The following is a 13,583-nucleotide window of genomic DNA, read 5'->3' as shown; positions in this document are numbered from 1 at the left end:
GAGGCCATTTTTATGCAAGAATTCAGGCCATGAACAGAAGCTTCGCTTCCATCCGCGCGCCGCGGACCATTGCACTGGTTGGCAAATACCATAGCCTGGAAATTGCCGACGCCTTGCGCCGCCTGGCGGAATACCTGCATGAGCGGGGCGTTTCCGTTTTTATCGAGCGTGAAACGGCCGAGCACATCGGTCGCCAGGTGGATCTGTCGCGCTGGGTGACGTGCGGTTTCAACGATATCGGCGCCCATGCCGACCTTGCCATCGTGCTTGGCGGCGATGGCACCATGCTCAACGCGGCGCGCCGCCTGGCGCGCTACCGCGTGCCGCTGGTCGGCGTCAATCAGGGGCGGCTCGGCTTCATGACCGATATTGCCCGCGACGACATGCTGAGCTGCATGGACGATCTGCTCGATGGTCGCTTTGCGCCGGAAAACCGGATGTTGCTGGCGGCCGAAGTGATCCGCGATGGCAAGGAGATCGCCTCGAACATGGCCTTGAACGATGTGGTCGTCGACAAGGGGGCGATCGGCCGGATGATCGAGTTCGAACTCTTCATCGATGGCGAATTCATCTACAACCTGCGTTCTGACGGCCTGATCGTGTCCACACCAACCGGGTCGACGGCCTACTCGATGTCGTCCGGCGGGCCGATCCTGCACCCGACGCTGACTGGTATTGCGCTGGTGCCGCTCTGTCCGCACGCCCTGACCAATCGCCCGATCATCGTCAATGACAGCGCCGATATCGAACTGCGCATCACCCATGCCGACGACCCGCGCGTGCACTTCGACGGCCAGGTGACGCTCGATCTCGAACGCCACGATTGCGTCCGCCTGAAGCGTTCCGAATACACCATTTGTTTCCTGCACCCGCCCGGCTACAGCTACTTCGCGATGTTGCGCCAGAAGCTGCACTGGAGCGAACGCCCCAAAGGCCCCTGATGCTGCGCCACCTGACTATTCGTGATTTCGTCATCGTTGATCGGCTGGAACTGGAGTTTGCCACGGGCTTTGGCGCCCTGACTGGGGAAACCGGGGCCGGCAAGTCGATCCTGATCGATGCCCTAGCCCTGGCCCTGGGCGAGCGGGCCGATGCCGGCGTGGTCAGGGACGGTTGCGAGAAAGCGGAAGTCGCCGCGACCTTCGATGTCGCCGGTTTGCCCGAAGTGCGCAGCTGGCTGGCCAGCAACGACCTGGAGGGTGACGACGAATTGTTGCTGCGCCGTGTCGTCGATGCCGGTGGCCGTTCGCGGGCCTATATCAACGGTTCACCGGCGACAGCCCAGCAATTGCGCGAAGTCGGCGAATGGCTGGTCGACATCCACGGTCAACATGCTCACCAGTCGCTTTTGCGCAGCGATGCCCAGCGCGCCCTGCTCGATGCGCATGCCGGCTTGGCCGGTCTTGCCCGCGAAGTCGGTGTCGCCTTCCGCAACTGGCGCGAACTCGAACAAACCTTGCGGGCCGCCAGTGAGGGGGCGGATGCGCTGACCCGCGAACGCGAGCAACTGGAGTGGCAAGTCAGCGAACTGAATGCCTTGGCCTTCAGCGAAGACGAATGGGCGACGCTCGATGTCGAGCATCGCCGCCTCGGCCATGCCGCCAGCCTGATCGAAGGGGCGCAGTTTGCGCTGGCCGCGCTGGCCGAGGATGAGGGCGCTTGCGAGCGGCAGATCGATAGTGTGGCAACGCGCCTCTCCGGTCTGGCCGAATATGACCCGGCGCTTGAGGAAGTGGCCGCTCTGGTCCATTCGGTGCAAGCAGAGCTGGCCGAGGCGGTATCGACGCTGCGGCGCTACACCGATCGCGTCGACCTCGACCCGCAGCGGTTGGCCGAGGTTGAGCGACGGATGGATGCGGTGATGAGCAATGCCCGCAAGTATCGGGTGCAGCCGCAGGAGCTGCCGGGTTTGCTGGCGGGTTGGCAGCAGCGCCTTGCCGCACTGGAGGCTTCGGCCGACCTGGTGGCTCTGGAGGCACGCGTTGCCGAGGCCAACCAGGCGTATCTGGCAGTGGCCGGTGAGCTGTCCAATGGGCGGCGCACGGCGGCGGCTGCAATGGGCAAGGCGGTCAGCGAAGTCATGCGCCAGCTGGCCCTGTCATCGGGGCGCTTCGAGGTTGTGCTGCTGCCGGTCGAGCATGGTGCGGTCTATGGCCTGGAACAGATCGAGTTCCGCATCGCCGGTCTGGCCGGCAATGAGGCCAAGTCACTGGCCAAGGTGGCTTCCGGTGGCGAATTGTCGCGCATCAGCTTGGCGATCCAGGTGCTGACTTCACGCTCGGCCAGTGTGCCGACCCTGATTTTCGACGAGGTCGATGTCGGGATCGGCGGCGGTGTCGCCGAAATTGTCGGTCGCCTGTTGCACGAACTGGGTTGCGAACGCCAGGTGCTGTGCGTCACCCACTTGCCGCAGGTTGCGGCGCAGGCCAACTGGCAATGGCAGGTCAGCAAGGCGACGCGCAATGGCTCGACTCTGAGTGCCATTCAGCCGCTCGATGAATCGGGTCGGGTGCAGGAAATCGCCCGCATGCTGGGCGGCGTCGAGATTACCGAGATCACCTTGCAGCATGCCCGTGAATTGTTGCGCCCCAAAGGCGCGGCCCTTGAGGCACCGTTGCTGCAGTGAGTTGGCTCGCGGTCGGGCGAGTCCTGCGGTCGACTGCCCGAAAAGCCTGAAAACTGCAGTTGCCTACGGGCCGGCGTAGACCAGGCGGGCGATGGCCAGTACTGCGAGGAGCAGAAAGAAGGCGCCGCTGACCCGATGGATCCAGACCAGCGGCAGGCGATGTAACAGCTTGCGTCCGGCAAAGACGCCGAGCAGCGAGGTGCAGGCCAGGGCCAGCGTGGCTCCTGCCCAGACGGCACCGGCATTCGCCGTGCTGCCCATGCCGGCGACGGCAATCTGGGTCTTGTCGCCGAATTCCGCCAGAAATATGAGCAGGAAAGTGGTCGCGAAGACGCCGTGGCCCGGTTTCTCGTCTATATCTTCGTCGTCGTCATCTTCCGTGTAGCGCAGGGCGCTGATGCCGAACACGGCGAACAGGGCGGCGACGGCCAGCGTCACGACCCATTCCGGCAGCCAGGCAGCGACCGCGGCGCCGAACAGGGCAGCGAGCAAATTGAGGATGGCGAAGGCGGCGACTGCGCCGAGAATTACCGGTAGGCCGCGATGGCGGGCGGCCAGCGTCATGCAGACGAGCTGGCTCTTGTCGCCGAATTCGGCCAGGGCAATCAGCAAAAAGGTGGCGCCCGCCGAGGAAAACCAGTTTCCCGGCACTACAACTGCTAGATCAGGCATTTATATACTTAGGATTTACTGTCCGGATCGTGGCGATGCGGGCAGGTTTCTTTGGTGCACTGGGCGTAGAGGTAGAGCGCGTGGTCCTGAATGGCAAAGCCGCGTTCTTCGGCAATGGCGTTCTGGCGTTTTTCGATTTCCGGGTCGTAAAACTCTTCGACCCGGCCACAGTTGATGCAGACCAGGTGATCGTGGTGGTTGCCGCGATTGATTTCGAAGACGGCCTTGCCGGATTCAAAGAAATGGCGTTCGAGCAGGCCGGCCTGTTCAAACTGCGTCAGTACGCGATAGACCGTGGCTAGGCCGATATCCATGTTCTCGGCGATGAGCATGCGATAGACGTCTTCGGCCGTCATGTGGCGAAGCGTGCTTTTCTCGAAAAGCTCAAGAATTTTCAGCCGCGGGAAAGTGGCTTTCAGACCCATATTCTTGAGGCTTTGTGGATCGCTCATCGTAAAAATTCCATAATTCGTTGCGGCAGGGCCGGGGGGGAATTCGGGTATGATATACCGCTTCAAAGGTGTTTGAGAAACTCCGGAAAGTCGCATGCCCCCTTCCCGCTTACTGCCTGTTGCAGCCTTTTGCACATTTCTGGCCGCTTGTACTTACAAGCCTAGCTTTATCAACGAATACAAGATCGACGTTCAGCAAGGCAACGTCTTGACGCAGGAAATGGTTGCCCAGCTCAAGCCGGGGCAGACGCGGGATCAAGTGCGCTTCCTGCTCGGTACGCCGATGGTGACCGATATTTTTCACCAGCAGCGCTGGGATTACCTGTACCGCTACCAGAATGGCCAGACCGGCAAGGTCGAGTCACGCAAATTTACCGTTTTCTTTGACGTTGATGGACGGCTGGAGCGCGTTGGCGGCGATGTCGACACCGCGACGGTGGAAGATCTGACCGTGCCGCAAATGAAGACCCGCCTGGTCGATCTGGGGGCGCTGTCGGGTGAGGATGCGGAAAAACCGCTGCCGCCGCGCCAGGAGCCGAGCTACTACCAGAAATTTATTGACATGATGGGATTCAAGTAATGAGTGCAACACGTATTGGCGTGGTTGGCGCCGGTGGCCGCATGGGGCGCATGCTGATCGAAGCCGCCCTCAAGGATGAGCAACTGGCGGTTGGTGCGGCTTTCGACATGCCGGGCAGTCCGGTCATCGGCAAGACTGCCGGTGATCTGGTGGGCATGGCTTGTGATGTGCTCGTCACCGACGATGTTGCGGCAGGCCTCAAGAATATCGACTGCCTGATCGACTTTACCCGTCCGCAAGGTACCTTGCAGCACCTCGAGCTGTGCCGCCAGGCCGGTGTCGGCATCATCATCGGGACAACGGGCTTCGAAGCCGAGGGTAAGGAAGCCATCGCTGCTGCGGCGCGTGAAATTCCCGTCGTCTTCGCGCCGAACATGGCGGTCGGCGTGAATCTTGTTTTCAAGCTGCTGGAGACGGCGGCGAGCATTCTGAATCAGGGCTACGACATCGAAATCGTCGAGGCGCATCATCGTCTGAAAATTGATGCGCCGTCGGGAACGGCCTTGCGCATGGGTGAAGTAGTGGCCGGTGCGCTCGGGCGTGATCTGGCCGAGTGCGCGGTCTATGGTCGGGAAGGCGTTACCGGTGAGCGCGATCCGTCCACCATCGGCTTTGCTACGGTGCGGGGCGGCGACATTGTCGGTGATCACACGGTCATGTTCTGTGGCCTTGGCGAGCGCGTCGAAGTTACCCACAAGGCGAGCAGTCGGATGCCCTATGCCTTGGGTAGCATGCGCGCGGCCCGTTTCATTGCCGGTCGCAAGAGCGGTTTGTTCGATATGCAGGACGTCCTCGGCTTACGCTAGGCGTCATGAAATCGCGGCTGCTGGCTCGTCAGCTTCAGGAAGTTTTCGGTGGTGAGGGCGAGCCGCAGTTCAGGCAGTTGATCGATGCTGCGCGCAATGCGCAGCAGTCGGACTTGGCGCAGGGGGCCGAAAGGCTGTTGAGCCTGGTCGATTCGGCCTATGGTGCTTATGCCGGGCTGAATGGCTGGCAAAACATGCTGTCCGGCGATGCGCTGACCGACTGGAATCTGCGCAGCGGCAATATCGAGTCTGGCCGGCAATGGAAAGAGTTGCTGGGTTACCAGCAAGGCGATCTCGACAACTCCATTGCTCAATGGAAAAAGCTGCTTCACCCGGATGACTTGCGTGAACTGCAGGGGCGGATTACGGCGCACGCACAAAGTCAGGAGCGTTTTTTCCAGGCGGAGTGCCGACTGCGGGCTCGCGATGGTAGCTGGCGCTGGCTGCTGGTACGGGGTGCGGTGGCGGCGCGTGATGCCGGCGGTGAACCGCTCAGGATGCTGGTTTTGCAGCGCGATATCAGCGACGCCAAGGCGGCCGAAGCGGCATTGATTGCCGCGAAAGAGGTGGCCGAGGCGGCCAACAAGGCGCGCGGTGCCTTTCTGGCCAACATGAGTCATGAAATCCGCACGCCAATGAACGGCATTATCGGGATGACCGAATTGGCCCTCGATACCGAGTTGGATGCCGAGCAGCGCCACTATCTGCGGACGGTCAAGTCGTCCGCCGAGGCCTTGCTGACCATCGTTAACGACATCCTCGATTTTTCAAAGATCGAAGCGGGCAAGATGCAGTTCGAGTCGCTCGCCTTCTCGGTGCAGGATGTCGTGCTCGAGGCAGCACGCGTGCTGGCGGTCAGTGCGCATAAAAAAGGCCTTGAGCTAATTGTCGATGTGCGGCCGGAGGTTCCCGGGCGAGTGGTCGGCGACCCGACGCGCTTGCGGCAGGTGGTTATCAATCTTTTGGGTAATGCCATCAAGTTCACCGAGCAGGGCGAGGTGATGTTGACGGTGGTGGTCGAGCAGGTGACCCCCGGTGCGCTGTTCCTGCGCTTTGCGATTCGCGATACCGGCATCGGCGTGCCGCCCGATAAGCAGCAGGCCATTTTCGATGCCTTTTCCCAAGCAGATGTCTCGACGACGCGGCGCTTTGGCGGAACGGGGCTGGGCTTGGCGATATCGGCGCGCCTGGCCCAGTTGATGGACGGAAAAATCTGGCTCGACAGCGTTGCCGGGCGAGGTTCGGTATTTTTCTTCACGGCTCGCTTCGGCCAGGAGTCGTTGCCGGTCGCCTTGACCGAGGCTGATCAGCGCTTCCGGGGTAAGCGGGCACTGGTGATTGAGGATAACGCGGCGGCCGGTGGCTATTTGTTGCAATTGCTCGAGTCCTGGGGGCTGCAGGCTTCGCTGGTGCTGGAAGGTGAGGCAGCGATGGCGGCGATCGAGCGTTCGCGTGCGGTCGACTTCGCTTATGACTACATTTTCGCCGATGCGGGCATGGCGGCGCCGGTCGGTTTTGCGCTGGCCGACAGTTGGCAAGCGGCCGGTAAGGCGGAAAAGTTGTTGATGATGCTGACAACCGAGAATCAGCGTCACGACTTGGTGCATCTGCGCGAGCTTGGTGTTTCTGCGCATCTGGTCAAGCCGATCGGGCCCGGCGATTTGATCGATGCGCTGGAGTTGGTCGGTCAGGATGGTGCCGGGTTGGCCGCTCTGGAATTGGCCGATTTCCAACTGGATGGGCCCAAGGCGGGCGAAGCGCAGGCCCTCGATATTCTTTTGGTCGAAGACAATCCGGTGAATCAGGAGTTGGCGCTGCGGATGCTTGAGTGCAAGTCGCATCGCGTCGTGGTTGCCAACAATGGCGCCGAGGCTGTGGAGCAGTTCGATAGCAAGCATTTTGACGTCATCCTGATGGACATGCAGATGCCCGTCATGGGTGGGTTGGAGGCGACCGAGATCATTCGCTCCCGGGAGATGCGGCGCAGTTGGGTTATCTCGCAAGCGTTTCGGCCGGTTTATATCGTGGCGATGACGGCCAATGTCATGGCCAGCGACCGCCAGCTCTGTCTCGACGCGGGTATGAATGACTATGTTGCCAAGCCTTTGCGGCCGGATGTGCTTTTTTCAGCGTTGGAGCGGGCCTGCGGTGCGGCCGGGCTGGCCGAGGATGGGGTGCTCCCGGGGCTGGTCCTGGCGCCGGATGTCGTGCATCTGGATCTGAAAGGGGCTTTGCACGATATTGGCGACCCTGATTTGTTTGCGACGATGGCCGGAATGCTGGTTGCCGAGTGGGACGAGCATATTGGTCGTGTGCAAAAGGCGCTGGCTGCTGGCGATGCGCCAGAGTTGCGCATGCATGCCCATACGCTGAAGAGTTTGCTGGCCATGTTTCATGCGGAAACGGCGCGCCGCCGAGCGATGGAGCTTGAGAATGCGGTGATGGCCGTCGAGAGCGTCGATTGGGTCGGTTGTCAGCGTCTCTGTGCGGTGCTGATTGAAGAGATGGCCTGCATTAGGCCGCTGATGGCCGACTTCGTGAGTACCCGCCTAATCCCTTGAATTTGCCTGAAAAGGCACTTTTCGGCTAAAATAGAAAGGTTAAAAAGCACAAGCGGGGAGGCGCAAGCCTTCCCGCTTGGCACATGAATAAGCAGAAAATACTAGGAGAGCCGGTCGTGTCGTTGCTGCCCTCATTTACACCCGCCATTCTCGCCCTCGCCGACGGAACGGTTTTCAAGGGCCAATCCATCGGCGCAGATGGCGTTACCAGCGGTGAGGTGGTGTTCAACACCGCCATGTCCGGCTACCAGGAGATCCTTACCGATCCTTCCTACTGCCGGCAAATCGTCACGCTGACTTATCCGCATATCGGTAACACCGGTTGCAATGCGGAGGACTTCGAGTCCGACGCCAATTACGCCGCCGGCCTGGTCATTCGCGACCTGCCGCTCGTGGCGTCCAACTGGCGTACCCAGGACGACCTGTCGTCCTATCTGAAAAAACACGGCATCGTCGCCATTGCCGGCATCGATACCCGCAAGCTGACCCGCATCCTGCGCGAAAAGGGGGCCCAGTCCGGCTGTATTCTGGCCGGCGAGGCCGACGAGTCCAAGGCGCTGGCCATGGCCAAGGCTTTCCCGGGGCTGAGTGGTATGGATCTGGCCAAGGTGGTTTCCGCCAAGGCCGGGTACGACTGGAATGAAGGCGAGTGGACGTTGACCGGCTACGGCCAAGGCCCGGCGCCGCGTTTCCATGTCGTCGCCTACGACTTTGGCGTCAAGCGCAATATCCTGCGCATGCTGGCCCAGCGTGGCGTCAAGCTGACGGTCGTGCCGGCCGAAACGCCGGCTGCCGATGTGCTGGCCATGAAGCCGGACGGTATCTTCCTGTCGAATGGCCCGGGTGATCCGGAGCCTTGTGATTACGCCATTGCCGCTATTCGCGAGTTCCTGGAGCGTGGCATTCCGACCTTCGGTATCTGCCTCGGCCATCAGTTGCTGGCCCTGGCCTCTGGTGCGAAGACGATGAAGATGAAGTTCGGCCACCATGGTGCGAACCATCCGGTCAAAGACATGGATAGCGGCCAGGTGCTGATTACCAGCCAGAACCACGGCTTTGCCGCCGATATCGATTCACTGCCGGCCAACCTGCGGGTGACGCATGTCTCCTTGTTCGATGGTTCGCTGCAAGGTCTGGCACGCACCGATGTGCCGGCCTTCTCCTTCCAGGGACACCCGGAAGCGAGCCCCGGTCCGCACGATGTTGCCTATCTCTTCGACCGCTTCCTCGACACCATGACGCGCGGTATGGCCGCGTTGCAACCGGCGAAATAAGCGAGAAACATATGCCGAAACGTACAGACATAAAAAGTGTTTTGATTATTGGCGCCGGCCCGATCATCATTGGTCAGGCCTGCGAATTCGACTACTCCGGCGCGCAAGCCTGCAAGGCGCTGCGCGAAGAGGGTTACAAGGTTATTCTGGTCAACTCCAACCCGGCCACCATCATGACCGATCCGGAGATGGCCGACGTTACCTACATCGAGCCGATCACCTGGCAAGTCGTCGCCAAGATTATCGAGAAGGAACGCCCGGATGCGCTGCTGCCGACTATGGGCGGTCAGACCGCGCTGAACTGCGCGCTCGATCTCGACCGTGAAGGCGTGCTGGAAAAGTTCAAGGTCGAATTGATCGGTGCTTCCAAGGAAGCCATCGACAAGGCCGAGGACCGCCAGAAGTTCAAGGATGCGATGACCAAGATCGGTCTCGGTTCCGCCCGTTCCGCCACTGCCCACAGCATGGAAGAGGCCTATCAGGTGCAGGCGGCGATCGGCTTCCCGACCATCATCCGGCCGTCCTTCACGCTGGGCGGCACCGGCGGCGGCATCGCTTACAACCCTGAGGAATTCGAGACCATCTGCAAGCGCGGCCTCGAAGCCTCGCCGACGCACGAACTGCTGATCGAAGAGTCGCTGCTCGGCTGGAAGGAATACGAGATGGAAGTGGTCCGCGACAAGGCGGACAACTGCATCATCATCTGTTCCATCGAAAACCTTGATCCGATGGGTGTGCATACCGGCGACTCGATCACCGTGGCGCCGGCCCAGACGCTGACCGACAAGGAATACCAGATCCTGCGTAACGCCTCGATCGCCGTGCTGCGCGAAATCGGCGTTGATACCGGTGGTTCCAACGTCCAGTTCTCGATCAACCCGAAGGACGGTCGGATGATCGTCATCGAGATGAATCCGCGCGTCTCGCGGTCGTCGGCGTTGGCCTCCAAGGCGACCGGCTTCCCGATCGCCAAGATCGCCGCCAAGCTGTCGGTCGGCTACACGCTTGATGAATTGTCCAACGACATCACTGGCGGCAAGACGCCGGCCTCGTTCGAACCGTCGATCGACTACGTCGTCACCAAGGTGCCGCGTTTTGCCTTCGAGAAATTCCCGCAGGCCGATTCGACGCTGACCACGCAGATGAAGTCGGTCGGCGAAGTCATGGCCATCGGCCGCACCTTCCAGGAATCGCTGCAGAAAGCCCTGCGCGGCCTGGAAGTTGGTGTGGACGGCTTCAACCTGAAGACGGTCGACCCGGAAACCATCGACGAACAGCTGGCCCGGCCGTCGCCGGACCGTTTGTGGTACGTCGCCGATGCCTTTGGCGTCGGCATGACGGTCGACAAGGTCTTCGAGTTGACCAAGATCGACCCGTGGTTCCTGGTTCAGATCAAGGAAATCGTCGATCTCGAACTGGCGGTGGAAAAACGAGAATTTTCATCGTTGACCGCCGACGAGTTGCGTTATCTGAAGCGCAAGGGTTTCGCCGACCGTCGTCTGGCTTATCTGCTGAAGACGACCGAGACCGAATTCCGCAACCGTCGCCACGCACTGGGCGTCCGCCCGGTCTACAAGCGCGTCGATACTTGCGCCGCCGAATTTTCGACCGGTACGGCCTACATGTACTCGACCTATGAGGACGAGTGCGAGGCGATGCCGACCGACAAGAAGAAGATCATGGTTCTCGGTGGCGGTCCGAACCGCATCGGCCAGGGTATCGAGTTCGACTACTGCTGCGTCCACGCCGCGATGGCAATGCGCGAAGATGGTTACGAAACGATCATGGTCAACTGCAACCCGGAAACCGTGTCCACCGACTACGACACTTCCGACCGCCTGTACTTCGAGCCGCTGACTTTGGAGGACGTGCTGGAAATCGTCGCTATCGAAAAGCCGGTCGGCGTCATCGTCCAGTACGGCGGCCAGACGCCGCTCAAGCTGGCGCTGGCGCTGGAAGCCAACGGCGTGCCGATCATCGGCACCAGCCCGGAATCGATCGACGTCGCAGAAGACCGCGAGCGCTTCCAGAAGCTGTTGCATGACCTCGGCCTGAAGCAGCCGCCGAACCGCACGGCGCGCACCGAAGAGGATGCGCTGCGCCTGGCGCAGGAGATCGGTTATCCGCTGGTCGTTCGTCCATCCTACGTGCTGGGTGGCCGGGCCATGGAAATCGTCCATGAGCAGAAGGATCTCGAGCGCTACATGCGCGAAGCGGTCAAGGTTTCCCACGATTCGCCGGTGCTGCTCGATCGCTTCCTGAACGACGCCGTCGAGTGCGACGTCGATGCGCTGTCTGATGGTGAGGAAGTGATCATTGGCGGCGTCATGGAACACATCGAGCAGGCCGGCGTGCATTCTGGCGACTCCGCTTGTTCGTTGCCGCCGTATTCGCTGTCGGCCACTGTGCAGGACGAACTGCGCCGGCAGACCAAGCTGATGGCCAAGGCCCTGAATGTTTGCGGCCTGATGAACGTGCAGTTCGCCATCAAGGACAACGACGTCTACGTGCTGGAAGTGAATCCGCGTGCTTCGCGGACCGTGCCCTTCGTTTCCAAGGCCACCGGCCTGCAGTTGGCCAAGATCGCCGCCCGTTGCATGTCCGGTCGCAGCCTGCAGGATCAGGGCGTGACTGCCGAGGTGGTGCCGCCTTATTACTCGGTCAAGGAAGCCGTCTTCCCCTTCGTCAAGTTCCCGGGCGTCGATACCATTCTTGGCCCGGAAATGAAGTCGACCGGCGAAGTCATGGGTGTTGGCGTCACTTTCGCCGAAGCTTTCGTCAAGTCGCAACTGGCGGCCAGCGTCAAGCTGCCGTCATCCGGCAAGGTATTCCTGTCGGTCAAGGACAGCGACAAGGCCAAGGCCATCGAAATTGCCCGCCATCTGCACGATGCTGGTTTCCATCTGGTGGCGACGCGCGGTACGGCGCACGCGATCGAGGCAGCCGGCTTGCCGGTGCAATCGGTCAACAAGGTCACCGAAGGTCGGCCGCATATCGTCGATATGATCAAGAACAACGAAATTTCGCTGATCATCAACACGGTGGAAGAAAAGCGTCTGGCCATTAACGACTCCCGTTCGATCCGGACCTCTGGGTTGCAGGCACGGGTCACGATGTATACGACGATCTGGGGGGCCGAGGCTGCTGCCGAGGGGATTCGTAATCTCGGCGAATTGGTGGTCTATCCGATTCAGGCGCTGCACAAACAGCTTCACTAAGACGAACCTGAAACCGCCGGGTGGCCCGTTGTCGGGCGCCGGCGGTTTTGCTTTTGCTGGAATATATGATGAGTAAAGTTCCGTTGACCGTGGCTGGTGCCGAAAAACTTCGTGAAGAGTTGCACCGTTTGAAGACGGTTGATCGCCCTTGGGTGATCGCGGCAATCGCCGAAGCCCGTTCGCATGGTGATCTCTCTGAAAATGCCGAGTACGACGCTGCCAAGGAGCGCCAGGGCTTCATCGAAGGGCGTATCCAGGAGGTCGAAGGCAAATTGTCGAATGCGCAGATCATCGATCCTAAGCTGCTGGATGCCGATGGGCGCTGTGTCTTTGGCGCAACGGTCAGTCTCGAGGATCAAGACTCCGGCGATGCGGTGACTTATCAGATCGTCGGTGAGGACGAGGCCGATATCAAGGCCGGCAAGCTGTCGGTCAGCTCTCCACTGGCACGTGCCCTGATCGGCAAGTATGCCGGCGATATCGCCCAGGTGCAGGCGCCGGGCGGTATTCGCGAATACGAAATCATCGACGTTCGCTACGAATAATTCAGCGATGCGCAAGCTGGCCGATGCCCTCTACATCATTGCCATCACGCTTTGGGTGGGGGGGGTATGGACAATCGGCTATATGGCCGCCCCGGTATTGTTCGCCAGTCTGGGTGACCGGCAACTGGCCGGGGTCATTGCCGGTAAGCTGTTCGCCCTGATCGGCTGGGTCGGCCTGGGAAGTGCGGCTTATCTACTGCTTTTCCTGGTATCGCGCTGGGGCGGGCGCTTTTTCAAGAGCGCCGTCTTCTGGCTGGTGCTGGCGATGGCCTTGATGACCTTGGCCAGCCAGTTCGGTATTCAGCCGCTGATGGTGCAACTGAAAGCCGACGCCTTGCCCCGCGAAGTCATGGAAAGCGTGTTGCGCGATCGTTTTGTCGCCTGGCACGGGATCTCCAGCATCCTCTATCTGGTGCAGAGTCTGCTGGGAGCCTGGCTTGCCTTGTGGGGCAGTCGCGGACTGAAGTGATCAGCCTTGGAAGCTGCGCTTGGTGCGGCGCGGGGCTGAGGCAGGGCCGCGCGATTTTGGGTTTTGCGCACCGTTGACCGTAGCGCTCTCACCAGCCGTGGGACGCCAGACGATCAGCAGTTTCCCGATGTGCTGGACGGGGGCAGCATCAAGTTCGGCGCAGATCTGTTCAAGATAGGCAATGCGATTCTCGCGGCTGTCGCCGTAGACGCGAATCTTGATCAGCTGGTGGGCCTTGAGATTGATGTCGATTTCTTTGAGGACGGACTCGGTCAGACCATTCTCGGCAATCGAGACGACGGGATCCAGATTGTGAGCGCGGGCGCGAAGTTCACGGCGTTCGATAGATGATAATTGCGGCATAGTAAACCTTTCAAAAA

12 protein-coding genes are annotated in these 13,583 nt (G+C 60.7%); 9 read left to right on the top strand and 3 right to left on the bottom strand.

Going from position 1 to position 13,583, the window contains the following annotated elements; translation table 11 throughout:
• Positions 1-29: 29 nt before the first annotated feature.
• The gene (locus AT959_RS09490; protein WP_066882736.1) at positions 30-941 is read left to right on the top strand and encodes an NAD kinase; all 912 of its coding nucleotides are present in this window, start codon (positions 30-32) and stop codon (positions 939-941) included.
• The gene (recN, locus tag AT959_RS09485) at positions 941-2,626 is read left to right on the top strand and encodes a DNA repair protein RecN (protein ID WP_066882735.1); all 1,686 of its coding nucleotides are present in this window, start codon (positions 941-943) and stop codon (positions 2,624-2,626) included. Before AT959_RS09490 ends, recN begins: the two co-directional genes overlap by 1 nt.
• A gap of 63 nt (positions 2,627-2,689) precedes the next feature.
• Here recN and AT959_RS09480 read toward each other — a convergent pair whose 3' ends face one another.
• Positions 2,690-3,298 (bottom strand): TMEM165/GDT1 family protein, encoded by a 609-nt coding sequence (locus AT959_RS09480; protein ID WP_066882734.1) that lies wholly within the window; start codon positions 3,296-3,298, stop codon positions 2,690-2,692.
• Between the two features lie 8 nt (positions 3,299-3,306).
• Positions 3,307-3,750: a ferric iron uptake transcriptional regulator gene (gene fur / locus AT959_RS09475; RefSeq protein WP_066882733.1), complete on the bottom strand. Its 444-nt coding sequence runs from the start codon at positions 3,748-3,750 to the stop codon at positions 3,307-3,309.
• 94 nt (positions 3,751-3,844) lie between these two features.
• Here fur and AT959_RS09470 point away from each other — a divergent pair, with 94 nt between their 5' ends.
• From AT959_RS09470 to AT959_RS09440, 7 genes are all read left to right on the top strand, one after another.
• Positions 3,845-4,330 carry an outer membrane protein assembly factor BamE gene (locus tag AT959_RS09470; RefSeq protein WP_066882732.1) on the top strand — a complete coding sequence of 162 codons (486 nt, stop codon included), beginning with the start codon at positions 3,845-3,847 and terminating at the stop codon, positions 4,328-4,330.
• Positions 4,330-5,136 (top strand): 4-hydroxy-tetrahydrodipicolinate reductase, encoded by an 807-nt coding sequence (gene dapB, locus AT959_RS09465; RefSeq protein ID WP_066882731.1) that lies wholly within the window; start codon positions 4,330-4,332, stop codon positions 5,134-5,136. Before AT959_RS09470 ends, dapB begins: the two co-directional genes overlap by 1 nt.
• A 5-nt stretch (positions 5,137-5,141) precedes the next feature.
• On the top strand, positions 5,142-7,697 hold the full coding sequence (locus tag AT959_RS09460; protein ID WP_066882730.1) for a response regulator: 2,556 nt from the start codon (positions 5,142-5,144) through the stop codon (positions 7,695-7,697).
• A gap of 125 nt (positions 7,698-7,822) precedes the next feature.
• Positions 7,823-8,971 (top strand): glutamine-hydrolyzing carbamoyl-phosphate synthase small subunit, encoded by a 1,149-nt coding sequence (gene carA, locus AT959_RS09455; RefSeq protein ID WP_205629891.1) that lies wholly within the window; start codon positions 7,823-7,825, stop codon positions 8,969-8,971.
• Between the two features lie 11 nt (positions 8,972-8,982).
• Entirely contained in the window at positions 8,983-12,189 is a 3,207-nt protein-coding gene (gene carB, locus AT959_RS09450) for a carbamoyl-phosphate synthase large subunit (RefSeq protein ID WP_066882728.1), read from the top strand.
• Positions 12,190-12,257: 68 nt separating this feature from the next.
• Entirely contained in the window at positions 12,258-12,734 is a 477-nt protein-coding gene (gene greA / locus AT959_RS09445) for a transcription elongation factor GreA (protein WP_066883047.1), read from the top strand.
• A gap of 7 nt (positions 12,735-12,741) precedes the next feature.
• The gene (locus AT959_RS09440) at positions 12,742-13,203 is read left to right on the top strand and encodes a DUF4149 domain-containing protein (protein WP_066882727.1); all 462 of its coding nucleotides are present in this window, start codon (positions 12,742-12,744) and stop codon (positions 13,201-13,203) included.
• Here the strand turns inward: AT959_RS09440 and AT959_RS09435 are convergent, their stop codons facing one another.
• Positions 13,204-13,566: a YhbY family RNA-binding protein gene (locus AT959_RS09435; RefSeq protein WP_066882726.1), complete on the bottom strand. Its 363-nt coding sequence runs from the start codon at positions 13,564-13,566 to the stop codon at positions 13,204-13,206.
• Between the last annotated feature and the right edge of the window lie 17 nt (positions 13,567-13,583).

It is taken from the genome of Dechloromonas denitrificans (assembly GCF_001551835.1).
Classification (GTDB): Bacteria; Pseudomonadota; Gammaproteobacteria; order Burkholderiales; family Rhodocyclaceae; genus Azonexus; species Azonexus denitrificans.
Note: the sequence above shows the minus strand (reverse complement) of the source record. Positions and strands in the feature narration are given on the sequence as shown.